The following is a 24,874-nucleotide window of genomic DNA, read 5'->3' as shown; positions in this document are numbered from 1 at the left end:
AGCTACTGAACCTTCGGGATGCCCGGCAGGGCGAGGTAGTCCGGCCAGGAGATCTCGCGGCCGATGAAGCGCGGCTGCTCGAAGGGCCAGTCGGCGGCGATCCACTGCGGCACCAGCGCGTCGAGGGCCTGCTCGACCGTGCCGCCCACCAGTTCGTCCACCACCCACCAGGAGACGTCGGCGTCCGCGCCGGCCCTCTCCGGTGGGTCGATGTAGACGCAGCCGAGCAGGGCTGTCTCCGCCGCGTCGAACAGCGCGTAGTTGAAGGACTGGTGTGCGGTGATCTCCTTCTCGTGCCGCAACAGGTCGGCCCGGTCGGCCTCGTAGGTCATGGTGGCCGCGGGCCAGCCCCAGGCCGGGCCGTAGAGGGTCCACAGCCGCTCGCGCGAACCCATCACGGCCGGATAGTCGAGCGGGGCGTCCGCCTCCCGGATCGGCCGCAGGTGATGATCACCACCCGGGAGCGGTACCAGGACGGGGTGGACGAAGTCATCAGGAAGCCAGCTCACGACGCCCGACCGTAGCAGCGCGCGGCGCTCCGGTCCCTGGGTTTTCCCGTGGGCCGCCGGGCCCCTTCTCCTGCCGGGCAGGTCCCGCGACCTACCCCCCGGCCGGGACTCCCGTCCGATCCGCAGGCTCCGTGAGCGGTACCCCCACCTCCGGGCGCACCCGGACCCTCGCGTGCTCGCCGGTGATGTCCGCTGCTACCCGGCCGACGCCACCCCCGCCCCGTACAGCGCATGCGCCGCCCGCAGCACCAGGTCGTCGCGGTGGCGGGCGGCCACCAGCTGGAGCCCGACGGGGAGGCCGTCCCCGTCGGTCCCCACCGGCACGGTCGCCGCCGGCTGCTGGGTCAGGTTGAACGGGTACGTGAACGGCGTCCACCCCGTCCACCGCCGCTGCCCGGAGCCCTTCGGCACCTCCACACCCGCCTCGAACGCGGTGATCGGCAGCGTCGGCGTGACCAGCAGGTCGTACGCCTCGTGGAAGCGGCCCATCCGGCGCCCCAGCTCCATCCGGACGTCCACCGCGGCCAGGTAGTCCAGCGCCGAGTACCGCGCCCCCGCCCCGACGACCTCCCGCAGCCCCGGGTCGAGCACCTCCCGCTGCGCCGCCCTCAATCCCTGCGCGACCCGCGCGGCCCCGCTGAACCACAGGGTGTGGAAGGCGTCCACCGGGTCCGCGAAGTCCGGGTCGGCCTCGGTGACGTACGCGCCCAGCTCCGCCAGCCGCTGCACCGCCCGCCGCACCGCCGTCGCCACCGCCGGGCGCACCGCCACCTGCCCCCCGAGCGACGGCGAGTACGCCACGCGCAGCCCCCGCACCCCGCCCGCCAGGGCCTCGGAGTACGAGCCGGGCGCCGGTCCCAGCGCCGACCAGTCGCGGGCGTCCGGCGTGCCGATCACGTCCAGCATCAGCGCCGCGTCCGCCGCGTCCCGGGTCATCGGGCCGACGTGCGACAGCGTGCCGAAGGCGCTCGCCGGATACAGCGGGACCCGGCCGTACGTCGGTTTCAGGCCGAAGATGCCGCAGAAGGACGCCGGGATGCGCACACTGCCGCCGCCGTCCGTGCCCAGCGCCAGCGGCGCCGCCCCCAGGGCCACGGCGGCCGCCGCGCCCCCGCTGGAGCCGCCCGCGGTACGGGACGGGTCGTGCGGGTTGCGGGTGATGCCGCTCAGCGGCGAGTCGGTCACGCCCTTCCAGCCGTACTCGGGCGTCGTCGTCTTGCCGACGAGGACCGCGCCGTGCTCGCGCAGCCGGGCGACGGACGGCGCGTCCTCGTCCCAGGGGCCGTCCGGGGAGACGGCCAGGGAGCCGCGCAGGGTCGGGTGGCCGCGCGTCAGCAGGATGTCCTTGACCGTGACCGGCACCCCGTCCAGCCGGCCGCCCGGCTCCCCGCGCCGCCACCGCTCCTCGGCCCGCCGCGCCTGGCCCAGCGCCTCCTCGCCGGTCAGCCGGACGAACGCGTTGACCACTGGCTGGATCCGCTCGGCCCGTTCCAGGACCGCCCGCGTCACCTCCACGGGGCTGAACTCGCCCTTGCGGTAACCGTCGACGAGCTGTACGGCGGTCAGCTCGGTGAGGTCGGTCATGCACCCTCCCGCTTCCTGGGAACGTCCGGTGGGACGTCAGTGTCCGGGTACGTATCCGCGCTTCTTGTCGACCACGTTCGGCAGCGGCTCGCCCGCCGCCCACCGTTCGAACAACTCCACGAACTGCGCCCCCAGTTCGTCCCGCCAGCCGATGGTGTCTCCGCTCATGTGCGGGGAGACGATCAGACCGGGGGCCTGCCACAACGGGTGGTCGGGGCCGAGGGGTTCGTGCTCGAAGACGTCCAGCGCGGCGCCCGCGATCCACCGCTCCGCGAGCGCCTTCGCCAGGTCGGCCTCGACGACCAGCTGTCCGCGCCCGACGTTGACGAAGCGGGCGGAGGGTTGCATCACGCCGAACCGGCGGGCGTCGAACATGCCGCGGGTGTCGTCGGTGAGCGGCGCGGCGGCGACCACCCAGTCGGCGCGGGTCAGCAGCCGGTCCAGGTCCTCGGGGCCGTGCACCCCGGACCGCGCGGTCCGGCCGACCAGCGCGGTGGTGACGCCGAGGGCCTTCAGCGTCCCGGCGATCGCCCGCCCGATCGGCCCGGAGCCCACCACGCAGGCACGGGTTCCGGCCACCCGCAGCGACTCGCGGTGCCGCCAGGTCCGCTCCCGCTGGAGCTCCAGCGTGCGGGGCAGGTCCTTGGCCATCGCCAGCACCAGGGCGGCGACGTACTCGGCGATCGGCCCGTCGAACACACCGCGCGCGTTCGTCACCACCGTGTCGGAGCCGGCCAGTTCGGGGCACATCAGGTGGTCGACGCCCGCGCTCGCCGTGTGCACCCAGCGCGGGCGCGGTCCGCCGCCGGGCCAGGCGCGGCGCACGGCGTGCGACCGGAAGTCCCACACGAGCAGCACGTCGGCGTCCGGCAGCCGCTCGGCGAGGGTCGACTCGTCCGCGTGCACGATCCGGACGCGGCCGGTCAGCCGGCCCAGCCGGGGCGGGGGCTCGGCGTCCAGGACGAGCAGGGTGGGCATGGTCATCGGCGACGTGTCTCCGGGATACGGGGCGGGGCGGCTGCCGGAGCGGCGACGGCAGGCCGACCGGTTGTTCACCCAAGGGTGGCGCGGGCGGATTGACCACGCTCGCACCGGAACCTACCTTCGTCAACACGGCCGTGCGTACGGTGCGTTGCCCTCTCCTTCCTCAGCGTGAGGCCGGTGCGTGCCATGGACATCTCCTTTCTCGGCGGACCAGCTCCGCAACGCGGGGTCGGCGTGGTCGCCCCGTTCGACTTCGCACTCGACCGCGAGCTGTGGCGGTGGGTCCCCGACGAGGTCTCGCTGCACATGACGCGGACCCCCTACGTGCCCGTCGAGGTCGGCCTGGACCTCGCCCGGATGGTCAGTGAGCACGAGACGCTCGGCGAGGCCGTCCGCACCCTCAACGCCATCGCCCCCGAGGTCGTCGCCTACGCCTGCACCTCCGGCAGCTTCGTCGGCGGCATCGCCGGCGAACGCGCGATGTGCGAGGAGATGACCTGGGCGGGCGCGGTCCCGTCCGTCACCACCTCCGGCGCGCTGCTGGACGCGCTGACCGAGCTGGGCGTACGCCGGGTCGCACTGGTCACGCCGTACACCGTGTCGGTGACCCGGGTGCTGGAGGAGTACGTCGCCGAGGCGGGCGCCACGGTCACCGGCTGCGCGTTCATGGGACTGACCCGGCACATCTGGAAGGTCCCCTACCGCGACGTGGCCGAGATGGCACGCCGGGCGGTGCCGCGCCCCGGGGCGGCCGACGCGCTGTTCATCTCCTGCACCAACCTCCCCACCTACGACGTCATCCCGCAGCTGGAGGCCGAGCTGCGGATACCGGTGATCTCGGCCAACCAAGTGACGATGTGGGCGGCGCTGCGCCGACTGGGTACCCGTGCCGTGGGGCCGTACCAGGCGCTGACCGACCCGGCGGCGCGGACCGGCCCCGCGGTGCCGGGGCCGGCCGGCCCCGTACTGCCAGAGACTCCGGACGTCCCTGGCACGGAACAGCAGCAGGAAGGGTGGACATGACAGCACTGGGATTCCTGTACCCGGGCCACTCCGGCGAGGACGACTACCCACGCATCGAGCAGCTCCTGGGCAGCGACATCCGAGTGGACCTGGTGCACACCGACATCGGCGAGGACGCGCACCGCGTCGACGCCCTGCGCGAGATGGGCTCGCCGCAGCGGCTCGAGGCGGGCACGGCCGAACTGCGCCTGGCCGGCGCCGACGCCGTCGTGTGGGCCTGCACCAGCGGCAGCTTCGTGCACGGCTGGGAGGGAGCCCAGGAGCAGGTGCGCTCCCTGGCCCGGACGGCGGGTCTGCCCGCCTCCTCCACCTCCTTCGCCTTCGTGCACGCGGCGCAGGAGCTCGGGGTGCGCCGGGTCGCGATCGGCGCGACGTACCCGGAGGACGTGGCCCGGTTGTTCGCGGACTTCCTGCGCACCGCCGGTGTGGAGAGCGTCGCCGTCGTCAGCTCCGGCATCATCACGGCCGCGGAGGTCGGCACCTGGACCGAGGCCGAGGTGCTGGCGCTGGCCCGCTCCGCCGACCGCCCGGACGCGGAGGCGGTCCTCCTCCCGGACACGGCCCTGCACACGGCGGCGCACATCCCGCTCCTGGAGAAGGAGCTGGGCAAGCCGGTCCTGACCGCCAATCAGGTGACCGTCTGGGAAGGGCTCCGGCTGGCCGACCGGAGGGTCAACGCTCCGGAGCTCGGGGCGCTGTTCACGCGGGAGCCGGTGGTCCAGGTGTGAGACGGGGCGTCACCGGACCCGCGGCCCGGGTTCCGTGGCGCTTTCCGTGGTCACCACGGAGGCGCGGGCGCGCCGGCCGCGGGAGGCTGTGGTCACAGCGGTCGGCCGGGCGCACCGGCCGGCCCGCAACGACGACCACGGGAGGGACCATGACCGCCACCGGCGACAGCACGTACGAGGGTTTCACGGCCGAGGAGCGCGCCGCGATGAAGGACCACGCCCAGGAGCAGAAGAAGGCGGCGCGCCGCGGCTCGCGTGCGGACAAGGCGGCGGAGGCCGAGCGTGACCTGCTCGCGAAGATCGCCGAGATGGAGGACTCCGACCGGGTCATGGCCGAGCGCGTGCACGCCGTCGTCACGGCCACCGCCCCCTCCCTCGCGCCGAAGCTGTGGTACGGGATGCCCGCCTACGCGCTGGACGGCAAGGTCGTCTGCTTCTTCCAGAGCGCGGCGAAGTTCAAGGCGCGCTACGCGACGCTCGGCTTCAACGACCCGGCGCAGCTGGACGAGGGCAGCATGTGGCCGACCGCCTTCGCCCTGACCGAGGTCACGCCCGAGGTGGAGGAGCGGATCGCGGCCCTCGTGAAGCAGGCGGTCGCCTAGGCGGCAGGCGGCAGGCGGCAGGCGGCAGGCGGCAGGCGGCAGGCGGCAGGCGGTGGGCGCCAGGCGGCGGCAGCCGGCAGGCGGTGGGCCGGGAGCCGTGCCGCCGGTCACCGGGCGGGCCCGGGCGCGAGCCCCAGGCCGGTGAGCGCGGCCCGGCCGGCGGCGGCGTGCCCGCCCCCGGCGAGCAGGAGGGTGCGCGCCGACTGGTAGGGACAGCCGGCCGCGTCGAAGGCCGCCGCGGCGGCGAGCTGCCCTGGCAGGTCACCGCCGAGGAGCGCCCCGGCGCGGTCCACCTGCGCGGTGGCGACCGGATTGCCGGCGACCGTCTTCCGCGCGGCCTCGACGCGGGCCCCGGCCTCCGGGTGCCCGGCGAGCACCGACGCCTCCGCCCTGAGGGCCACGTACCAGTGCAGCCAGATCCAGCACACCCACTTCCACACCTCCCCGGGGTCGGGGGCGAGCCGGTCCAGTGCCGCCCCGGCGTCCCCGTGGTGGAGCAGGACCATGGCGTCGAGGACCGCGCCGTAGCCGAGACGGTGCTGCTCCGGGGCCGTGTCCGCCTGGTCGACGACCGCAAGCCAGGCCGCCCGTTCGTCGTGCTCCCCGCGCAGCCCGCGCACCATGGCGACCGACGCGGCCGCGGCCCCCAGGGACAGCGACGGCCGGCGGCCACTGTGCTCCCAGGCGTCGAGGAACCGCGGGCTGCGGGCGAGCACCTCGTCGCCGTGCCCGGCGAACGCGTCCGCCGTCAGCAGCCAGGCCGTGGCGTGGTGTCCCGCCTCGGCCAGCAGCGGGTGGCCGGCGAGCTGTCTGCCCCACCGCCGGGCGTCCGGCAGCGCACCCACGCCGAGGGCGGTGCCGGCGGCCATGGCGAGGGCGTCCATCGACTCGTGCGTCCGGGCGGGTGCGGGTGCGGGTGCGGGTGCGAGGGAGGCCAGGACGCCGACCCGGCGCCGGGCGGCCGCCGCGCCGGCGAAGGCGTCACCGGCCCAGCTCCGGGCGCCGGACAGCGCGTCGAGGGCGGCGGACTCCGCCACCGGGTCACCGGTGCGCCGGGCGAGCACGACGGCCTGTTCGGCGCGTACGACGGTGTCGTCCACGGTGTTCTCCGCGGCGCCCTGGAGCGCGCCGTACGCGTCGCAGAGCACCGCCGCCTCGGCCAGCGCGACGGCGGCCTCGGCCGCGGGGGTCCCGTCGCACTGCTCCCGCGCCCCGTCGAGGAGGGCCGTCACCTCGTCCACGGGCGGGATCCTGGTGAACAGGGTGGAGAAGCGGTACGCGACGGTGGCGGCCGCCGCCAGGTCGCGGCACGCGCCCGCACGGTCCCCGGCCCGGCGGGCGGCCTCGGCGGCGGCGCGGTGCAGCCGGTACATGTCGTCGCCGAGCCTGCGGCACCCGGCCACCGCGGCGGCCTGCCGCAGCGCCGCGGCACCGGCGGCGCCGCCGGCGAGGGCGGCGGCCTGCTCGTAGCGCTGCTGGGCCTCGCCGAGCAGGGTGCGGGCGAAGGCCAGCCCGGCCAGCGACAGGGCGAGACGGTGGGCGTCCGCGCGCCGCTCGGGGCGGCCGGCGGCCCAGGCGAGGGCGGCCCGGAGGTCGTCCGCCAGCGCGTCGAAGCGGGCACGCCAGTCCGCGCCCGAGGTGTCCTCCAAGGCGGTGGCGGCGGCCAGGCACCAGTCCAGGTGGCGGGCGCGCACGCCGGTCAGCTCACCGGCGCCGGCGAGTCGCTCGGTCCCGTACTGGCGGATGGTCTCCAGCGCCTGGTACCGCGTACCGGTCGCCGACGGCGTCACCACGAGCAGACTCTGCTCGGCGAGCCGCCCGAGCCCGTCGACGACCTCGGCGGCATCCAGCGGCGCATATCCGGCGGCCTCGGTGGCGGTGGCGGTGGCGGTGGCGGTGGCGTGGACGGCGGACCTGGTACCTCCGGCGGAGGCGCCGTCACCGAATCCCGCGGCCCGGGCGACGACGACAGCGTCGGCCGACCCCCCAGCGCTGCCGCCGGCGAGCCCGGCACCCTCGGCGGCCGCCCCGGTGAGCAGCCGTGAGGGCCCGGCGGTTTCGGTGGTGGGCCCGGGGGTTTCGGTGGCCGGTCCGGTGGTGGGCCCGGGGGTTTCGGTGGCCGCTTCGGCGGGGTGTCCGGTGTCTTCGGCAACGAGCCCGGTGGTCCCGGCGGTGATGCCGGTCGTCCCGGCGGCGAGCCCGGCGGTCCCGGCGGCGAAGCCTGCGGCCTCGGTCGCCGCTGCGGGGGTGCGTCCCGCGATCTCGGTGGCCGCCTCCGCGGTGAACGGGGCGACGAACACCGACACGCGGCGCAGCAGCACCCGGTCCCGCGGGTCCAGCAGGTCGTGGCTCCAGTCCAGCACCGCCCGCAGCGACCGGTGGCGGTCGTCGGCGCGGGGCCCGCCGGTGAGGATCCGCAGCGGGTCGGAGAGACCGGCCGTCAGGCCGTCCAGGCCGAGCGTGGACCAGCGTGCCGCCGCCAGCTCGATCGCCAGCGCCACGCCGCCGAGCCGTTCGCAGACGGCCACGACCCCGTCGCTCACGGCCGGGCCGGGCGGCTGCCCGACGGCGGCGGCCCGGTCCATGAACAGCGCCACCGCCTCCGACGCGTCCCCGCCGTCCCGCGACAGCGGCGGGACCGGGAGGACCCGCTCGAACGGCACCATCAGCCGGGCCCGGCTCGTCACGAGCACCCGCAGCCCCGGACAGGCCGCGAGCAGCCGCTCCAGGAACGGCGCCACCCCGTCGCGCACCTGCTCGCAGTTGTCCAGCACCAGCAGCGCCCGGTGATCCGCCAGCGCGGCCAGTACCGCGTCGTCGACGCCCCGCCCGGGCTGCTCGCCCACACCCACGGCCGCCGCGACCGCCGCGCCCACCCGGTCCGGCTCCGTGACCGGGACGAGGTCGGCGAACCACACCCCGTCCGCGAAGTCACCGGCCAGGTCCTCCGCCACCGCCAGCGCGAGACGCGTCTTGCCCACCCCGCCCGGACCGGTCACGGTCACCAGGCGGTGCGCCCGCACCGCCTCGGCGAGCTCCCCCCGCTCCCGCACCCGGCCGATGAACGCCGTCAACGGCGCCGGCAGGGCGGGCGCGGACCGGGACCGCTCGGCGCGGGCGACCTCCGCCGCGTGCCGGGCGAGCGCCCGCCGGTCCGGCAGGTGCAACTTGCGCAGCAGCGACGAGACGTGCGACTCGACGGTGCGTACGGAGAGGACCAGCCGGGCCGCCATCTCCGCGTTGCTGAGGTGCTCCCCGAGCAGCGCGAGCACTTCCGCTTCCCGCGCCGATATCCCTGGACTGGTCACCGGCCCATTATCCGTGGCGCTTTCCGTGGCGGGCACGGACGCGCCCCGTCCCCCGGCCGCGGGAGGCTGCGGTCACGGCGACCCGCCCGGCGCGACCGGGCGGTCGTGACCCGCGACCGACAGGAGAGACCATGAGCGCCGCACCCCGCTCCCGCGCCCAGCGCCGCGAGGACACCGAGCACCGGCTCACCCACGACGTCGACGTCTGGGTGGCCAGCGCCTCGGCGGACGGCGCCCCGTACCTCGTACCGCTGTCCTTCGACTGGGACGGCGACGCGCTGCTGGCGGCCACGCCGCCGGACAGCCCCACCGGCAGGAACCTGGCCGCCGGCCGGGTCGTCCGCCTGGCCCTGGGCCACACCCGCGACGTCACGGTGATCGACGGTGAGGTCGAGGTCCTGGACCTCGGCGCACTGCCGCCGCAGCGGGCCGACCTGTTCGCCGAGCGCACCGGCTTCGACCCGCGCGCGTCGGCCACGCCGTACCGGTGGTTCCGGATCGTCCCGCGCCGCGTCCAGGCCTGGCGCGAGGCGAACGAGCTGACCGGCCGCGAGCTGATGCGCGACGGCCGCTGGCTGGCCTGACCGGCCGTTGTCGGTGCCGGGTGACAGGATGCCCGGCATGACGACGGACGGTGGCTTCGACTGGCATGAGTTCCTGGGGCGTTGGCAGGCGGAATGGGTTCCGGACGAGCACGGGACCCGGCGGGAGCGGCTGGGGGAGCCGCCCGCCTCCGAGGGCGCCATCGCGGCGGCCGAGGAGCGCCTCGGCACTCGACTGCCGCCCTCGTACCGGGAGTTCCTGGCCGTCGCCGACGGGTGGTGGGTGGACGCCACCGCATCGGTGTACCGGCTGGGCGGCGTCCAGGAGATCGACTGGTTCGGGGACCCGTACGGACTCACGGAGACCTACGACGAGTTCCTGGACGAGGACTCGACCGAGGCGGATCACCTGCTGGCCGGCATGTGGCGGCGGGCGCTGCGGCTGGAGACGGAGTCCGACATGTCGCACGCCCTCCTCGACCCCGGGGACGTCGGTGCGGACGGCGAATGGGCGCTGTACGTGTACCAGGGCTGGAACGGTGACCTCCCGGACCGCTACCCGTCCTTCCGGGCGTACATGGAGGCCCGGTACCGCTCGTTCCACGCGGACCGGGCCGGTTCCGTGCCGGGGTTCGCGAACGACACCACCCGCGCCCAGGACGCCAACGTCGAGCGGGCCAGGGAGGAGGCGCTGCGCGGGCACTGGGAGACGGCCGGCGAACTGCTCGACGAGGCACGGTCGTTCGGCCGCCCGGGAGCCGCGGCGCTGCTACGGCAGCTCACGACCCGTCCGGCGGCCACCCTGCGCTTCGCCTTCGCCGGCCTGGTGACCGACCCCCGCTGCACCGGCGAACTGCTCCCGGTTCTGGCGGCGGCGCACGTGGCGGACAACCGCCACCGGGAGTCCCTGGGGGCCCTCGCCCTGGGCTGCGACGCCGACGACGGGCTGCGGGCGGCGGCGGACGATCTCGTCGCGCGGGTCCTGGACGGTACGTACCGGTACGAGCCGGGCGGGACGTTCGGCCGGGCGGTGGACGAGGCATGGGAGGCGGCACGCTGGGGCGACGTGGACGGGGCGTGGCGGACGATCCGGGCGGCCGTGCCGTCCTGGACGCCGCCGGGCCCGGACCTGGTGGCGCCGGTGGGCCTGACGGCCGACTCCGTTCTGGGGTGCGTGGTCACGCCCGAACGCTGGCGGGAACTGCTGTCCACGCCCCGCGCGGGCCGCGCCGGCCCGGCGCCGGAGCCCGCGCCCGACGTGGACCCGCCGGGACTGCGCTGGCTGGTGGACGGCGCCCGCAACCGGATACGCACCGGCTACCGGTGCCTGTGGGTCGAGGGCGTCGAGCCGGCCGCTCTGCCCGGCCTGATCGGGGAGCCGGGCTGCGCGGGGCTGAGCCCGCAGCCGGTCGGCCCCCGGGAGCGCGTCTTCGGACCGACGGCCCCCGGGCCGGACGGAAGGGAACTCTGGGAGGACCGGGCGGTGCTCTCCGTGGGACGGACGGCGTCCGGCTGGGCGTTCGGCTTCGAGGAGGCTCCCTCGTACGAGCCGGGCAACCAGTTCTTCCGCTCACCCGCCGCCGCGGCCTCGGCCGGGGGACGCTGCGTGACGCTCTGGGTCCAGCCCTCCCGGATGCACACCGGCCAGATGATCCACCTGTCGGTGGCGGAGCACGGTCGGGAGCTGTTCGCCTTCACGGTGCGCGGGGAGGAGATCGAGCGCGACGGCGAGATCCCCGAATCCCTGGACCCCGCCCGGCTGTTCGGGGGCGTGACCGGTGAGGACGGCGAACGGCGCCTGCTGGCCGCCCTGGAGAGCGGGTTCGCCCTGTCCCTGCCCCGTTTCGCCCTCACCGACGGCGCCCTGCACCGCTTCACCACCCGCTCGTGGACCCGGGCGCCCCGCGAGGGGGAGAGCTACGCCGTGTTCAGCTGGTCGCGCCTCGGGTGACGGCGGTGCCGGCCGCGGACGTCAGCGGGCGGGCGGGACGAACTCGGGCTGGTCGAGCACCCGCAGCCAGCTGCCGTCGGGCTGGCGCCGCACGACCTGCGCCCGCGCCCCGGTCCCGTCCTTCGGCGGGGTCGAGGTGAGGGCGAGGTCGCCGTTGATCAGCGTGGGCAGCGGCTGCTCCGGCTCGAAGCGGGGGGCGTTGGCGAGCACCTTCTCCCACAGGGCGCGGATCGCCTCCCGCCCCACCGTCCGCTCCCCGGGCGGGTAGGCCAGCACCGCCTCCTCCTCGTACAGCGCGGCGACCCCGGCCGCGTCCCCGGCGTTGGACCTCTCGACGAACAGACGGGTGATGTCCTCGGGCCGCATGGCCTTCTCGTACTCCGGCACGGTTCCTCCTGCGTCGGTCTCTCGTTCCCGGTCTCTCGTTCCTTCCAGCCTCGTGGGCCTCCGGTGAGAAGTCCAACAGATGGTACGTATCGGAACTAGAATCAGTGGTTATGGAACTGAGGCAGCTCGAGTACTTCGTGGCGGTCGCCGAGGAGCGGAACTTCACGCGCGCCGCCGAGCGGGTGCACATCAGCCAGTCCGGCGTCAGCGCCCAGATCCGCCGGCTGGAACGGGAACTCGGCGCCGAGCTGTTCGACCGGTCGGCGCGCACCGTCACCCTCACCGTCGCCGGGAAGGCCGCGCTCGAACACGCCCGCGCCGCACTGGCCGCGGCGGGCTCGGTCGGCCAGGCGGTGGGCGAGGTGACCGACCTGATCCGGGGCCGGCTCGCCGTCGGCATGGTCATCGGCTGTGTCCTCACCCCGCTGTTCGACGCCCTCGCGGCCTTCCACGAGGCGCATCCGGGCGTGGAGCTGTCCCTGCTCGAGGACGGTTCCGACCGGCTCGCGGACGGGGTGCGCACCGGCGCCCTCGACCTGGCGCTCGTCGGAGCCGCGGCGGCCGCTCCCGGGGACCTGGCAGCGCGGACGATCATCAGTGAGCGACTCGTCGCGGCGGTCCCGGCCGGACACCCCCTGGCGCGGCGGCGGCGGGTCGTGCTGCGCGACCTGGCCGAGCACCCGGTCATCTGCATGCCGCCGGGCACCGGCCTGCGCGCCGTGTTCGACCAGGCGTGCGCCGCGCAGGGCCTCCGGCCCGCGATCGCGCTGCAGGCCAGTGCCGGGGACGCCATCGCCGGACTGGCCGCCCGCGGGCTCGGCGTCGCCGTGCTCAGCGACTCCATGGCCGCCGCCCACCGCGACCGCCTCACCGCCCGCACCATCGAGGACGTGGAGACGCCGGGGGTGCTCGCCCTGGTCTGGGCGGGCACGGCCGGCCCCGCGGTGCGCGAGCTGCTCGCGCACTGCCGAGCGGCCTTCGCAGGCCGGGACCGGCGCCCTCCCGGGGAATAACCGGAGGCACCCTCCTGTTAGTCGGCGCAGTGACCCGGCACGACAACAGGAGGCACCCCACCATGGCCGCAGACGCCGCAGAGGAGATCCGGGGCACCGCCCACGGCACCGCACCCGTCCCCCTCTCCGTACTGGACCTGGTGACCGTCGGCGCGGGCCGCACCGCCACCGACGCCCTGCGGACCAGCGTGGACATCGCCCGCCTCGCGGAGAACCGCGGCTACCACCGGTACTGGGTGGCCGAACACCACTCGATGCCGGGCGTGGCCTCCTCCTCGCCGGCCGTGATCCTCGCGCACCTCGCCGCCCACACCGGCCGCATCCGGCTCGGCTCGGGCGGCGTCATGCTGCCGAACCACGCGCCGCTGGTGATCGCGGAGCAGTTCGGCACGCTGGAGGCCATGGCCCCGGGACGCGTCGACCTCGGCCTCGGCCGGGCACCCGGCACCGACGGGGCGACGGCCGCCGCCCTGCGCCGCACCGACCGGCTGAACGAGGGCGCCGACGACTTCCCGCAGCAGCTCGCCGAGCTGATCCGCTTCCTGGACGACGACTTCCCCGACGGGCACCCGTACGCCCGTATCCACGCCGTGCCCGGGCCCGTGCAGGCCACCTCGCCCGGGGGCGTGCAGTCGGCGCACCGGCCGCCGGTGTGGCTGCTCGGCTCCTCCGGGTTCAGCGCGCGGCTGGCCGGCACCCTCGGGCTGCCCTTCGCCTTCGCGCACCACTTCTCGGCGCAGAACACGATCCCGGCGCTCGACCTGTACCGCGAGTCCTTCCGCCCGTCCGCCGTGCTGGACGCGCCCTACGCCCTCATCGGCGTCGCCGCGCTCGCGACCGACGACGAGAAGGAGGCCCGCCGGCAGGTGCTGGCCGCCGCGCTGAACATGGTCCGGCTGCGCACCGGACGCCCCGGGCTGGTGCCGACGCCCGAGGAGGCGGAGGCGTACGACTTCAGCCCGATGGAGCGGGAGTTCGTGGCGTCCTGGAACGCCAACGTCATCCACGGCACCGCCGACGAGGTCCGGGCGGGCCTGGACGACCTCCAGAAGCGCACCGGAGCCGACGAGCTGATGCTCACCGCCAACGCCCACGGCGGCGACGTACGCCTGCGTTCCTACGAACTGATCGCCGACGCCTACGGTCTGCCCGCGCCGGCCTGAACCCCGGACGTCCCGGAGGAGCCCAGCAGCGCGGAGATGCGGTCCGGCGCCACCGGCCGGGAGTACAGCCAGCCCTGGCCGGTGTCGCAGCCGATGCGGCGCAGCCGGCTCGCCTGGTCCGAGGTCTCCACGCACTCGGCGGTGACGGTCAGGCCCAGCCGGTGGGCGAGCTGGACCATCGCCTCGACGATGACCTCGTCGGCCGGGTTCGCCGCGGCGTCGTCGGACGCGTCGGCGGTGTCGGCGACCCCGGCGTACTGGAAGCCCCGGACGAAGGCGCCGTCCAGCTTCAGCACGGACACCGGGAGCCGGCTGAGGTAGGCCAGGTTCGAGTAGCCGGTGCCGAAGTCGTCGATGGCGATGCGGACGCCCATGTCGCTCAGCGCCTTCAGCACCTGCAGCGGCCGGCCCGCCGAGCCCATCACCGCGGACTCCGTCAGCTCCAGCTGGAGCAGGTGCGGGGCGAGGCCCGTATCCTCCAGGGTCGCCGCCACGTCCGCCACCAGGTCGGAGTCCCACACCTGGCGGACCGCCACGTTGACGCTGACGAAGATGGGCGGCTCGCCGGGGTGGTCGAGCTGCCAGCGGCGGGCCTGCCGGCAGGCGGTGCGCAGGATCCAGCGGCCGAGCGGGACGATCGAGCCGTCCTCCTCCGCCAGTGCGATGAACCGATTCGGCGCCAGTACGCCGAACTGAGGATGATTCCAGCGGATGAGCGCCTCGACGCCGCGCACCCGGCCGTCGTCCATGCCCACCAGCGGCTGGTACTCGAGGGCGAACTCGCCGCGGTCGATGGCCGGGCGGAGCGTGGCGGCGAGGGCCTGGCGGGTCATGCGGCTGGCGTTGCGCTCGGGGTCGAACAGCGTCCAGCGGGCCCGGCCGTCGGCCTTGGCCCAGTACAGGGTCGTGTCGGCCGCCTGCATCAGGGCGGTGGGCGTCGTCCCGGCGGTGTGCCGCTCGACCACCCCGACCGACGCGGTGACCGACAGCCGGCGGCCGGAGAGGTCGAAGGGCGGCTGGAGGGCGGCCAGCACGGACTCGGCGAGGTCGGCGAGCTGGTCGGTGCCCGTGGAGTCCTCCACCAGCAGGGCGAACTCGTCGCCGCCCAGGCGGGCCACCAGCGGCACCCCGGCCCGCGCGCCCGCGGCCTCCTCCGCGCAGCGCGTGAGCCGCTCGGCGACGGCGGCCAGCAGCCGGTCGCCGACGCGGTGGCCGAGCGTGTCGTTGACGGCCTTGAAGCCGTCCAGGTCCAGGTAGCACAGGCCGACCCGGCCGGTGCCGCCCTGCTCGTACGACTCCGCCTCCAGCGCGGCCGTCAGCCGCTCGAAGAACAGGGCGCGGTTGGGCAGCCGGGTCACCGGGTCGTGCATCTGGAGGTGGCGCAGCCGGGCCTGGAGTTCGCGCCGGGCGCTGATGTCGGAGACGGACAGCAGCAGGCCGGGCGTGTCCCCGGCCAGCGGCGCCACGGTGACCTGGGCCCACAGGGAGTGGCCGTCGGCCCGCTTCAGGCGGCGGGTGCAGCGCAGCCGGGGCTGCCGGCCGCTCAGCACCTCGCGGTACGCGTGCCAGGTGCCCGCGTCGGACGCGAGGTCGACCAGGTCGGCCGCCGCGCAGCCGGTCAGGGCGGCGGGGTCGGTGCCGAGCAGCGTGCCCAGCGTGTCGTTGGCGCTGACGACCAGGCCCTCGGCGTCCACGACGGCCATCGCGAGCGGGGCGGCCGTGAACACCTCGCGGTAGGCCGCGGGTCCCGTACGTGCTGCCAGGTCGATGTCACCGTCCGTGACGGCCGACCGGTCGACGTCCGCCGCGGGCGCCGGCCCTTCGGAGGTTCCGTTCACCGCTGCTCCCGCAGTGCCTCGATCTCGGTCCGTCTGTGTCCGTGCAGGAAAGTGTGCCGATCATAGAGGCTGGCTCCGGGCCCTTCCAGCCGCCGATCCGCTTCGCGGACCGAGTGAGCCCTCCGGGTGATCGTTTCTGCCCACGTCTGGTCGGCTCCATCACGCCTCCGACCAGTCGTGACGTTCCGTGAGTGGTCCGGGGGTGTCGACACCGGCGCGCTCCGGCGGAAGGCCGAGCGACTCACCCATCCGGTGCAGGCGAACAGGGCGCAGTACGACAAACATGCACAAGCTGGGTGCGGTGTCCCGCGAAACCGCATCCGGAGGTCGATGTGCCGCGCCAGCTCCCCCTGAGGCGACTTCCCCGCGAGGCCCTCAAGGGCCTCGGCGCGAGCCGCCGGGCGAAGGGGGCGGCCCGGCCCAGGCTGCGCAGCACGGCCGCGGTGTGCACCACCATGTCGGCGCTCGCCGCGACCTCCCTGATCACCGCTCCCTCGGTCGCCGAACCCTTCTCCCCGGAGCCCTGCGCGCTCCGGCGCACCGCGGCCCACCACTCCGAGGGCCTGGACACCTGGAACGCCGCCTATCCCCGACCGGCCCGCGCGCTGGACGCGGTGATGGTGTTCCTGTCCTTCCCGGACTCCCAGCCGCTGACCCGGCCGGCCGAACTGGCCGCCGACCACTTCCCGGCCACCACCCGCTTCTTCCGGCGGGCCTCCTACGGCGCGTTCACGCTCCGGCCGCACCCCCTGCGGGACTGGATCCCCATGCCGAGGCCGTCGACGGCGTACGACATACGGCGCGACTGGGGTCCCGGGCACCGGGCGGCCTACCTCCGCGACGCGCTCGCCGCCGCCGATCCGCACGTGGACTTCTCCCGCTACGACATCGTCTACTTCGTCGCCGACCCGGACGCCCCCGGCGTCGACTCCGACGCCACGAAGGTCGTCAACCTGGACTCCCCGATGCGGGCCGACAGCACCGACGTCCGGCGGGTCGTCACGGTGTTCGAGAACCACCCGCCGGACCGGCTGGTGCTGGCCCACGAGACCGGGCACGTCTTCGACCTGCCCGACCTGTACCACCGGCCCGCGGACGGCAAGGGCGACTGGGACACGCACGTCGGCGACTGGGACCTGATGGGCAGCCAGTTCGGGCTGGCACCCGACCTGTTCGGCTGGCACAAGTGGAAGCTCGGCTGGCTGCGCCCCCGGCAGGTGGCGTGCGTCCGCGGCAGCGGACCGACCCGGCTGACCCTGGAGCCGCTCGGCGCGGGTCCCGGCGTGGTGGTGACGGGGGCCGCCGGGGCGCCGGCCTTCGGCCTCGGCCGGGGAACCAAGCTCGCCGTGGTCCGCACCGGGGCCGACAGCGCGCTCGCCTTCGAGGCGCGGGGACCGGTGGGCAACGACGCCGCCGCCTGCCGCGCGGGGGTGCTGGTGTACCGGGTGCGCGGCGGGGCGGAGTCCGGGGGCGGGCCGGTCGAGGTGATCGACGCCCACCCGCACACCGAGGCCTGCTGGGAGGACTCGGTCTACCCGCCGCTCGCGGACGCCCCGGTGGGACTCGGCGAGAGCTTCACGGTGCCGGGGGACGGCGTACGGGTCGAAGTGGAGGGGCGGACGGTGTCGGGGGCGTGGACGGTGAAGATCACGCCCGGCTGAGCCTCCTGGGCAGACCGCGCCGCAGCCGCGCAAGAACAACGATGGCGAGGCCGGTTCGCGCATTGCGCGAACATGCCTCGCCATCGACAACGTGCGCCGCCAGGGACTCGAACCCCGGACCCGCTGATTAAGAGTCAGCTGCTCTAACCAACTGAGCTAGCGGCGCCTGCTGACGTCGTAGACCTTAGCATCCTGGTCGGCGGAGGGAAAAATCGAAATCCGCACCGCGGCCCGGGCCGCCCGGACCGCCGCCCAGAGCAGGATCTCCGGGCCGGGCAGCCACGGCAGACGGGTGTCGGGGGCCACCAGCCAGCGGGAACCGGAACGGGGGGACGCGCCGGTGGGCGCCGGGACGGTCACCGCGTCGCCGGCGCCGTGGCACAGCAGCGGCGGCACGTCGACGGTGCGGCCGTCCTGCCGGCCGCGGGCGCTCCACTCCTCCCACTCCAGCAGCGAGGGCAGCCGCTGGGCGGTGCCGGGCGCGGCGAACAGCAGCGTCCGGCCGCGGAACTCGGCGACGGGTCCCGACCCCGGGCCCTCCTCCCACATCCGGTCCAGCATCCGGCGGCCGAAGACCGCGGGGACGCTCACCACGTCGAAGGCGGAACCGCAGGGCAGGACGACCGGGGCGTCCGGCCGCTCCTCCCACAGGGCGAGGGTGCTGCGCGGGTAGGCACCCGCCGAGGCCAGCCAGGCGGCGCCGTCCGCGGTGACGTCCGAGACATTCCGTGTGCTGCTCATGCTCCTTACGTCTACCGGCTGTGAGGATGCCGCTCCGTTGAGTTGCGGGAAACCGGGACACGGGCGGCGGGGAGCCGGTATCTTGCCCGTCTGGCATATGCGTCCCGGGTAGTCGAACAGACGGGCGGGCCGGTGCCGGTCTACACCGGGTCGACGTGCCCGGGGCCGCGGCCCTCGGCGCCGCGCAGCAGATCCCGGCCGAACTCCACCATCTTCTTGGCGTAGTCCTCGGTCCACTCGGCCCGGTCGGCGATGTCCGCGGCCGTCAGCCGGTCGAACTTCCGCGGGTCCGCCAGCTGCGCCGCCGCCATCGCCTGGAACTCCACCGCCCGGTCCGTCGCGGCCCGGAACGCCTGCGTCAGCTCCGTCGCACGGTCCAGCAGCGCCCGGGGGTCGTCGATCGACTCGAGGTCGAAGAAGTGCTCCGGATCGGCGGCCGCCTCCGCGGGCTCGAAGAGCAGGGGCGCGGGGCGCAGCCGCGGTTGGTTCCGACCCGGCGTGGGCTCCGCCATGTCTTCTCCTTCTCGTACGTCACGGACGACCGTCCCCCACGAGCGGGGGCACCCTCGGTGGAGTGGGCCACCGTCCATTGTCCCGCGCCCATGCAAGTGGGCCTCGACCTCACGAGGGGCGCAGACGCTCGCGGGGCACCTGTGCGGTCAGGACTCCCCGGCCGGGGCGCCGCGCTGGTCGCCGGCGCGGTGGTCAGGGTCGCCAGGGGACGCGGTGTTCGGCGAGGTGGGCGAGGACCGCGTGGTTCGCCTCCCACCCGTCCGGGCTGTATCCATCGGCCGCCTCCGGCGGCGTGCCGGACTCCGTCCGGCGGCGGCGCGAAGGTCAGGGTCGCCAGGGGACGCGGTGTTCGGCGAGGTGGGCCAGGACCGCGTGGTTCGCCTCCCACCCGTCCGGGAACTTCACCAGCGTTCCCAGCTGGACCGGCTCCGTCGACGGGTAGTCGTCCAGCAGGGCGTCCACCCCCTCGCGGCACACCACGATGCACGCGTGCCGGTGGCGGGAGGCCAGGACGCACAGGCGGCCCGTCTCCAGGTGGAAGGCGGTGGCGTCGGGGCGGCCGGAGAGCGGGTGCAGGACGACCGTCACGTCGTACTCCCGGCCCTGCAGCCGGTTCGCCGTGTCCACCGTCACGTCCCGCACCCCCAGCTCGGCCAGCGCCGCCCGGACCGCCGCCGCCTGGTCCCGGTGCGCGGTGCCCACGGCGATGCGGCCGGCGGTCAGCGGGGCGGGGTCGGGCGAGCGCTCGGAGACCGCCGCGCCCCCGCGGTCCAGCAGCCGGCGCACCACCGCCGCCACCGCCCGCACCGCCTCCGGGTCCGTGCGCGGCGTGTGCCGGGCCGGCAGCTCCAGCAGGCCCCACCCCGAGGCGGCGGCCTCGTCGATGACCCGGTCGGGCCCCGAGCCGTCCGACGGCACCGCGAAGGACAGCCGCCGGTCGCCGTGGCCCGTGCCGCTGCGGAACGGCGTGTACGGGTAGAACGCCGCCGACACCAGCGGCGCCGCCGACGCCGGGAGCCGCCACGACACCGGCAGCCGGTGCTGCGGCAGCCCCGGATTGTGGGCGAGGAGTGTCGTCACCGCCGAGCCGGACGGGTCGTACGACAGCCCCGCCCACTGCTCGCTGCCCACCGTCGCGAACGGGTCCAGCTGCCCCGGGTCGCCCACGAACAGCGCCCGCTCGAACAGGCCGGCCACGGCCAGCAGCGCGTCGGACCGCATCTGGTACGCCTCGTCGACGATCGCGTGCCGCCACGGCTCGTCCACCGAGACGTGCGCCCACTTCGCGGCGGTCGACAGGACCACCGCCTGCCCGGCGAGGTCCGCCGCCTTCGCGGACTTGCGGACGTTCGCCAGGTCGTCGAGCGCCTTGTCGTACGGATCGGCGTCGCTGCTGTGCAGGCGGCCCACCGGGAGGTCTGGGTCCTTCTCGGCGAGCCGCAGCACCAGGTCGTCCACCTGGGCGTTGGTCTGCGCGACCACCATCAGCGGACGTCCGGCCCCGGCCAGCTCAAGCGCCGCCCGCACCACGAGCGTGGACTTGCCGGCGCCGGGCGGTGAGTCCACGACGACACCGCGCTCCGTGCCGTGCAGGGTGTCGTGGAGGATCGCCGCGGTGGCGCGGGCGGCCTCGGCGCCCGGGTCGAAGGCGGCCCCGACGGGGGCGGTGGTGGCCTCGGCGGTCACAGGACGTCCTCCGGGGTCTGGGCGTCGGCGGGCTCCGGTACGGCGGCCGGCTCACCGGGCGGCCCGCCGTGCGTCCACGGGGTCTGCTCCGGGTCGGGCAGCTTCGCCCCGCCGCGTTGCTCGTGCTCGAAGAGGGTGAAGCAGACCAGGTCGCCCTTCTCGGGCACCGACCCGGCCTCGGGCTCCTTGCCGCGGCCCATCTTGTCGACGATGCGCAGCACCAGCACGCCCTCCTCGTCCGGCCCTCCCGGCCCGACGTACTCCGCCGCCTGCGGCTTGCCGCCCAGCGATCGGTACACCTTGACCCGCTCTCCCAGGTGCGGCCGGTCGTCCGTGCGGACCGTGACCAGCGGGCGCGGACTGGGCCGCTTGCTCTCGCTGTACGCCATGACCACGTCCACGACCTCGCCCGCGAACGCCTCCCCGGACAGCCGCCGCCCGGCCATCACCAGCGGGTCGTCCAGTGCCTCCTGCGCCTCGAGCCGGGCCTGCTCCCGCTCCCGCGTCGCGAGCTTGTTCGCCGCGGTCACCGCGTCGTCCCGGCGCGGCTGCGGGGGCTCACCGGCGAGGATGCGGTCGCGGTGCGAGGTGAACGACCAGCGGTCGCGCGTCCACCGGTCCTCGACGTGCGCCCCGGCGGGCAGCTCCCGCAGCAGGTCCAGGCCCCGCCACACCGCGTCCCAGGTGGGCCGCGTGCGGCTCTCCACCAGATCGCGGATCTCCCGCTCGGCGGCCGTGAGCGCGCCCAGCCGGTCGTCGGCCTCCAGCCCGTCCTCGGCGGCGAAGAGCGCGGTGCGGGCGCGGTCGTAGCGCTCGATGGCGGGCGCGAGCAGCTTGTTGTCGAAGGCCGGGTCGGTCGCCGGGCCCGCGGGCGGGCACCGCAGCTGGCCGTCGGCGTCGCGGGCGAGCTCGGCGTGGCGCGCGGCCTCGGCGCCGGTCGCCCACCCGTCGGGCGGGGCGATCCACGCGAGCAGCGCCCCCAGGTGCTGGTCCTCCAGGGTCGACTGCCCGGTCGCCCAGTGCCGGCCCAGCAGGTCGGTCATCGCGAGGAGCAGGGAGGAGCCGGGCACCCGCGCCCGCTCGCCGTAGTGGGTCAGCCACCGGCCGAGCAGCGGCACCCTCGGCGGCGCGGGGTGCGGCGTCTCCGGGTCCTGCTCCGCCGTGCGCCGGAAGCGCATGGACCGGCCGAGCAGCCGTACGAACTCGATGCCGGCGCGGCTCGGCACGATCAGCTGCGCCGCGTCCGCGCACAGGTCGACCTCGACCCTGACCCGCTTGCCGGTCTCCGGGTCCGTCTCGGTGCGCTCGGCGGCCTCGACGCTGTCGGCGTACGCCTCGACGTGCGGCAACACGATGCCGGCCAGCTCGGCCAGGAACGCGGAGCGCAGGTCGCGGTCGCGGGGCTGCGGGACGACGAGCAGGTGCGGCGCCTCCCGGTCCGTGCCGACCAGCGCGCCCAGCGGGGCGCCGGCCTCACCCGCGGTGATCAGCGGCACGAAGACGAGGGGGCGGTCGGACAGGTGGCGGTGCCGCACGGTGGCGGCGGGCTGGGCCCGGCCGTCGCGCACCGCCTCGAGCCGGGCGAGCGTGGTGATCAGCGACACGCGGCCACCTCGCCGGTCCCGCCGCCCACCGACGCCAGCGCCTCGGCCCGCAGCGCCGCCGCCCGGCGCAGCGCGGCCACCGCCGGGTCGTCCGGGTCGCCGGCCTCGCCGTGCGCCGCGGCCAGTACGTCGTCCACCGTGGACAGCCCGCCGAGCTCGGCCCGCACCGGGCGGCCCAGCGAGGTCACCGCACCGGCCGCGCGGGACCGGGCGCGGCAGTGGAAGGCCAGCTCGCACGCGGACAGGCACTCGGGCGCGTACGTCGCCGGGACCGCCTCGACCGCGGCCGTCAGCTCGTCGGCTGGCAGCGCGGGCGAGAAGCAGACGCCCTCGGGGAGCGCGTCGGCGATCTCCTCGATCCGGGTGAGGCGGGCCAGCTGGCGGCCGGTCACCGCGCGCTGCTTGCGCACGTCGACGGCGGACGCGGTGGGCAGGTTGGAGAAGTCCTTCGGGCAGACCAGGAGGATCCGGTGCCGCACACGCGGCGGCGGGTCCAGGCGGGCGGCGACCTCCTCCAGCGCCAGCACGTACACCGCGGCCTGGCGGGCGGCGGCGCCCACCTTCGCCGGGTCCGCGGAGCCGTCCAGCATCGGGAAGGACTTGATCTCGACGACCGTCCAGGTGCCGTCCGGGTGGACCACCACCGCGTCCGGCTCCAGGAAGGCGGGGGAGCCGGCGACGTCCAGGGCCAGCATCGGATGGTCCAGGAGCGTCCAGGCGCCCGACGCCCGTGCCGCCTCGCGCAGCGCCAGCGAGGTGCGCGCGGCACGCCCCTGGGGGCCGGTCGCCGACAGGTCGGGCGCCTGCGCCCCGGCGGGCGGCTCGGCGGCCGGGTCCAGCCTCTCGTGCACGAGGCGCAGCAGCTCGGCGCCGCCGTCCGCCTTCACCCGCGCCTCGAAGGCGTTGCCCCGGGTGAACGCGAACTGCGACTGGCCGAAGACCGACGGCGAACCGAGCGCGCTCGCCAGCGAGCCCTTGTCCACCCCGGCGCCGTCGAGGATCGCGCGCCGCCTGCACCCCGGGTTGGCCGCGAGGGCGGCCAGGGCCCGCGCGTCCAGCGCCTTCGCCTGGACGTCGGGACCCCGCAGCTCAGCGAGCCGGTGCCGGAGTCTCGTCCCCCGCGTCCGTGGGGGAGGCGTCCGGCTCGGCTCCCGCTCCGAACCGCTGCTCGCGCTGCCGTGGAAATCGCTCACCCGCGGAAGTCTGGCATCCACCACTGACAACAGGGGAATCAGCGTCGCCGGAACCCTGCGGGGCGGAGGCGAAGCGGGCGGTGATCCGGGTCCGCGCCCGGTCCGCGATCCGCATCACGAACGGCGCCAGCAGGAAGCCCGCGCCCATCACGGCGGCGCCCGCCACCGCGTCGAGGAAGTAGTGGTTCGCGGTGCCCATCACCACGATCGTCGTCACCAGCGGGTAGACCACACCGGCCACCTTCGCCGTGCGCGTGCCGCCGTACCGCCACAGCATCACGCCGCACCACAGCGCCCAGCCCACGTGCAGACTCGGCATGGCCGCGTACTGGTTGGTCATCCCGCCCAGACCGCGCGGCGCGCTCGCCTCGCCGCCCCACCAGCCGTACGAGCTGTAGTGGGCCATCGTGTCGACGAACCCGTGGCTCGCGTCCAGCAGCCGGGGCGGGCAGGTCGGCAGCAGCGTGAAGCCGATCAGTCCGATGAACGTGGACGTCATCAGCCAGGTGCGGGCCGCCCGGTAGCGCACGGCGCGGGAGCGGAACAGCCAGATGAGGATCGCCGGGGTGACGACGTAGTGCAGCGACGCGTACCAGAAGTCGGCCGGGACGCCGAGCCACGGTTCGCGGGTGAAGAGACGGTTCAGCGGGTGCTCGGCGTTGAGGAACAGCACCTTCTCGATGTGCAGGATCGCCAGCCCGTGGTCGACGGCATCCGCGACGTCACCGCGCACGAGAAGGCGGCCCGCCGAGTAGCAGGCGTACACGAGGAGGATCAGCGGAAGCTCGGTCCACCAGCGAAGCCGGGTCCGAGGGGCCGCCTCGGTGCCCGGTGTCTCGGTGTGCGGCAATCCGATCGCCCTCCCCCTTCTTCTCGCATCTTCTCGCGCGTGCCCGACGGCGCCGGGCGTGCCACTCTACGGCGTCCGGAAGACCTCCTCACGGAGCGCCCCCGGCCCTGATAGACGCCGGGACGTCCCCCCGGGTTGCCCGCCCGCCGCGTGCGCGATGATGGAGGTGTCCCCCCGACATTCCTCCCGGAAAGGCCCCTTCATGGCACCGCGCATCCTGCTGGCCCGGCACGGACAGACCGAGTGGTCGCTGTCCGGCAAGCACACCGGCAGGACCGATGTGCCGCTCCTGGAGGAGGGCCGGCGCGGCGCCAAACTGCTCGGCGAGCGCCTGCACCGGGCGCCCCTGGACGGCCTGCCCGGCGTCGAGGTGCGCACCAGCCCCCTGTCCCGGGCCCGCGAGACCTGCGAGATCGCCGGCTTCGGCGAGCGCGCCGAGACCTGGGACACGCTCATGGAGTGGGACTACGGGGCGTACGAGGGCATGACGCCGGACGAGATCCAGGCGGTCCGGCCGGGCTGGCTGATCTGGCGGGACGGGGTCCCGGAGGGCGAGAGCCTGGCCGACGTCACCGCGCGCGCGGACGAGGTGGTCGCGTGGGCACGGGAGGCCGACCGCGACGTCCTGGTCTTCGCCCACGGGCACATCCTGCGGTCGATCGGCGCCCGCTGGCTGGGCCTGCCGCTGGACTTCGCGTCCCGGATCCGCCTGAACCCGACGTCACTGTCGATACTGGGCTGGGCCTACGGAGACCCGGCCATCGAATCCTGGAACGACCTCGGCCACCTGACCGACCACTGACACCCTGACGCCGCGCGGGCCCGACCGCAGCCACTCGAGCCACCTCGCCTCGCCCCCTGGCTGCGGGCAGTCGTGCCACCTCGCCGTCCCCCCCCGAGCTGCGGGCAGCGTGCCGCCTCCCCCCTAGCTGCGGGCAGTCGTGCCGCTGGGGCGGCACGGGTGGGCGCAGCGGCACCCCGCAACGCCGGGCCA

21 protein-coding genes and 1 tRNA gene are annotated in these 24,874 nt (G+C 75.3%); 9 read left to right on the top strand and 13 right to left on the bottom strand.

Annotated features, from left to right (window positions below):
* Positions 1–2 precede the first annotated feature (2 nt).
* The 3 genes from ACGF3H_RS04930 to ACGF3H_RS04920 form a co-directional block, all read right to left on the bottom strand.
* Positions 3–509 (bottom strand): GNAT family N-acetyltransferase, encoded by a 507-nt coding sequence (locus ACGF3H_RS04930; protein WP_362500346.1) that lies wholly within the window; start codon positions 507–509, stop codon positions 3–5.
* A 195-nt stretch (positions 510–704) separates the two neighbouring features.
* The gene (locus tag ACGF3H_RS04925) at positions 705–2,093 is read right to left on the bottom strand and encodes an amidase (protein WP_362500347.1); all 1,389 of its coding nucleotides are present in this window, start codon (positions 2,091–2,093) and stop codon (positions 705–707) included.
* Between the two features lie 36 nt (positions 2,094–2,129).
* On the bottom strand, positions 2,130–3,077 hold the full coding sequence (locus ACGF3H_RS04920) for a D-2-hydroxyacid dehydrogenase (protein ID WP_362500348.1): 948 nt from the start codon (positions 3,075–3,077) through the stop codon (positions 2,130–2,132).
* 186 nt (positions 3,078–3,263) lie between these two features.
* On the opposite strand from ACGF3H_RS04920, the gene ACGF3H_RS04915 reads away from it, so the two are divergent.
* The 3 genes from ACGF3H_RS04915 to ACGF3H_RS04905 all read left to right on the top strand — a co-directional run bounded on the left by ACGF3H_RS04915 (position 3,264) and on the right by ACGF3H_RS04905 (position 5,430).
* The gene (locus tag ACGF3H_RS04915; protein ID WP_362500349.1) at positions 3,264–4,100 is read left to right on the top strand and encodes an aspartate/glutamate racemase family protein; all 837 of its coding nucleotides are present in this window, start codon (positions 3,264–3,266) and stop codon (positions 4,098–4,100) included.
* On the top strand, positions 4,097–4,828 hold the full coding sequence (locus ACGF3H_RS04910; protein WP_362500350.1) for a decarboxylase: 732 nt from the start codon (positions 4,097–4,099) through the stop codon (positions 4,826–4,828). The genes ACGF3H_RS04915 and ACGF3H_RS04910 overlap by 4 nt, the downstream gene beginning before the upstream one ends.
* 149 nt (positions 4,829–4,977) lie before the next feature.
* Positions 4,978–5,430 carry a DUF1801 domain-containing protein gene (locus ACGF3H_RS04905; RefSeq protein WP_362500351.1) on the top strand — a complete coding sequence of 151 codons (453 nt, stop codon included), beginning with the start codon at positions 4,978–4,980 and terminating at the stop codon, positions 5,428–5,430.
* 107 nt (positions 5,431–5,537) lie between these two features.
* On the opposite strand, the gene ACGF3H_RS04900 is transcribed toward ACGF3H_RS04905, so the two are convergent.
* Positions 5,538–8,738: a LuxR C-terminal-related transcriptional regulator gene (locus ACGF3H_RS04900; RefSeq protein WP_362500352.1), complete on the bottom strand. Its 3,201-nt coding sequence runs from the start codon at positions 8,736–8,738 to the stop codon at positions 5,538–5,540.
* A gap of 131 nt (positions 8,739–8,869) precedes the next feature.
* Here ACGF3H_RS04900 and ACGF3H_RS04895 point away from each other — a divergent pair, with 131 nt between their 5' ends.
* On the top strand, positions 8,870–9,322 hold the full coding sequence (locus tag ACGF3H_RS04895; protein WP_362500353.1) for a pyridoxamine 5'-phosphate oxidase family protein: 453 nt from the start codon (positions 8,870–8,872) through the stop codon (positions 9,320–9,322).
* Positions 9,323–9,359: 37 nt separating this feature from the next.
* Positions 9,360–11,231 (top strand): SMI1/KNR4 family protein, encoded by a 1,872-nt coding sequence (locus ACGF3H_RS04890; RefSeq protein ID WP_362500354.1) that lies wholly within the window; start codon positions 9,360–9,362, stop codon positions 11,229–11,231.
* Positions 11,232–11,252: 21 nt separating this feature from the next.
* Here the strand turns inward: ACGF3H_RS04890 and ACGF3H_RS04885 are convergent, their stop codons facing one another.
* A complete protein-coding gene (locus ACGF3H_RS04885; RefSeq protein WP_362500355.1) occupies positions 11,253–11,618 on the bottom strand; it encodes a nuclear transport factor 2 family protein in 366 nt (121 codons plus the stop codon).
* A gap of 110 nt (positions 11,619–11,728) precedes the next feature.
* Between ACGF3H_RS04885 and ACGF3H_RS04880 the strand changes: the two genes are divergently transcribed.
* Together ACGF3H_RS04880 and ACGF3H_RS04875 are read left to right on the top strand one after the other, a co-directional pair.
* Entirely contained in the window at positions 11,729–12,631 is a 903-nt protein-coding gene (locus ACGF3H_RS04880; protein WP_362500356.1) for a LysR family transcriptional regulator, read from the top strand.
* A 62-nt stretch (positions 12,632–12,693) separates the two neighbouring features.
* Entirely contained in the window at positions 12,694–13,794 is a 1,101-nt protein-coding gene (locus ACGF3H_RS04875) for an LLM class flavin-dependent oxidoreductase (RefSeq protein WP_362500357.1), read from the top strand.
* On the opposite strand, the gene ACGF3H_RS04870 is transcribed toward ACGF3H_RS04875, so the two are convergent.
* Complete coding sequence (locus tag ACGF3H_RS04870; protein ID WP_362500358.1) at positions 13,770–15,632, bottom strand: EAL domain-containing protein; 1,863 nt, start codon at positions 15,630–15,632, stop codon at positions 13,770–13,772. The genes ACGF3H_RS04875 and ACGF3H_RS04870 overlap by 25 nt on opposite strands.
* A 332-nt stretch (positions 15,633–15,964) precedes the next feature.
* Between ACGF3H_RS04870 and ACGF3H_RS04865 the strand changes: the two genes are divergently transcribed.
* The gene (locus ACGF3H_RS04865; RefSeq protein WP_362500359.1) at positions 15,965–17,293 is read left to right on the top strand and encodes a M6 family metalloprotease domain-containing protein; all 1,329 of its coding nucleotides are present in this window, start codon (positions 15,965–15,967) and stop codon (positions 17,291–17,293) included.
* Between the two features lie 92 nt (positions 17,294–17,385).
* Here the strand turns inward: ACGF3H_RS04865 and ACGF3H_RS04860 are convergent.
* The 7 genes from ACGF3H_RS04860 to ACGF3H_RS04830 all read right to left on the bottom strand — a co-directional run bounded on the left by ACGF3H_RS04860 (position 17,386) and on the right by ACGF3H_RS04830 (position 23,880).
* Positions 17,386–17,459, bottom strand: a tRNA-Lys gene (locus ACGF3H_RS04860).
* Complete coding sequence (locus tag ACGF3H_RS04855) at positions 17,450–18,034, bottom strand: bifunctional DNA primase/polymerase (RefSeq protein ID WP_362500360.1); 585 nt, start codon at positions 18,032–18,034, stop codon at positions 17,450–17,452. Before ACGF3H_RS04855 ends, ACGF3H_RS04860 begins: the two co-directional genes overlap by 10 nt.
* 140 nt (positions 18,035–18,174) lie before the next feature.
* Positions 18,175–18,546: a hypothetical protein gene (locus tag ACGF3H_RS04850; RefSeq protein ID WP_362500361.1), complete on the bottom strand. Its 372-nt coding sequence runs from the start codon at positions 18,544–18,546 to the stop codon at positions 18,175–18,177.
* A 325-nt stretch (positions 18,547–18,871) separates the two neighbouring features.
* Positions 18,872–20,233, bottom strand: a complete 1,362-nt coding sequence (locus ACGF3H_RS04845) for an AAA domain-containing protein (RefSeq protein ID WP_362500362.1) — start codon at positions 20,231–20,233, stop codon at positions 18,872–18,874.
* Positions 20,230–21,837 (bottom strand): hypothetical protein, encoded by a 1,608-nt coding sequence (locus tag ACGF3H_RS04840; protein ID WP_362500363.1) that lies wholly within the window; start codon positions 21,835–21,837, stop codon positions 20,230–20,232. The genes ACGF3H_RS04845 and ACGF3H_RS04840 overlap by 4 nt, the downstream gene beginning before the upstream one ends.
* A complete protein-coding gene (locus tag ACGF3H_RS04835) occupies positions 21,828–23,030 on the bottom strand; it encodes a hypothetical protein (RefSeq protein ID WP_393816453.1) in 1,203 nt (400 codons plus the stop codon). The genes ACGF3H_RS04840 and ACGF3H_RS04835 overlap by 10 nt, the downstream gene beginning before the upstream one ends.
* Complete coding sequence (locus ACGF3H_RS04830) at positions 22,927–23,880, bottom strand: phosphatase PAP2 family protein (RefSeq protein ID WP_362500364.1); 954 nt, start codon at positions 23,878–23,880, stop codon at positions 22,927–22,929. The genes ACGF3H_RS04835 and ACGF3H_RS04830 overlap by 104 nt, the downstream gene beginning before the upstream one ends.
* A 202-nt stretch (positions 23,881–24,082) precedes the next feature.
* Here ACGF3H_RS04830 and ACGF3H_RS04825 point away from each other — a divergent pair, with 202 nt between their 5' ends.
* Positions 24,083–24,682: a histidine phosphatase family protein gene (locus ACGF3H_RS04825; RefSeq protein WP_362500365.1), complete on the top strand. Its 600-nt coding sequence runs from the start codon at positions 24,083–24,085 to the stop codon at positions 24,680–24,682.
* Positions 24,683–24,874 lie beyond the last annotated feature (192 nt).

Source organism: Streptomyces sp. NPDC048185 (assembly GCF_043202495.1).
Classification (GTDB): domain Bacteria; phylum Actinomycetota; class Actinomycetes; order Streptomycetales; family Streptomycetaceae; genus Streptomyces.
This window is presented reverse-complemented; position numbering and strand designations above follow the sequence as displayed.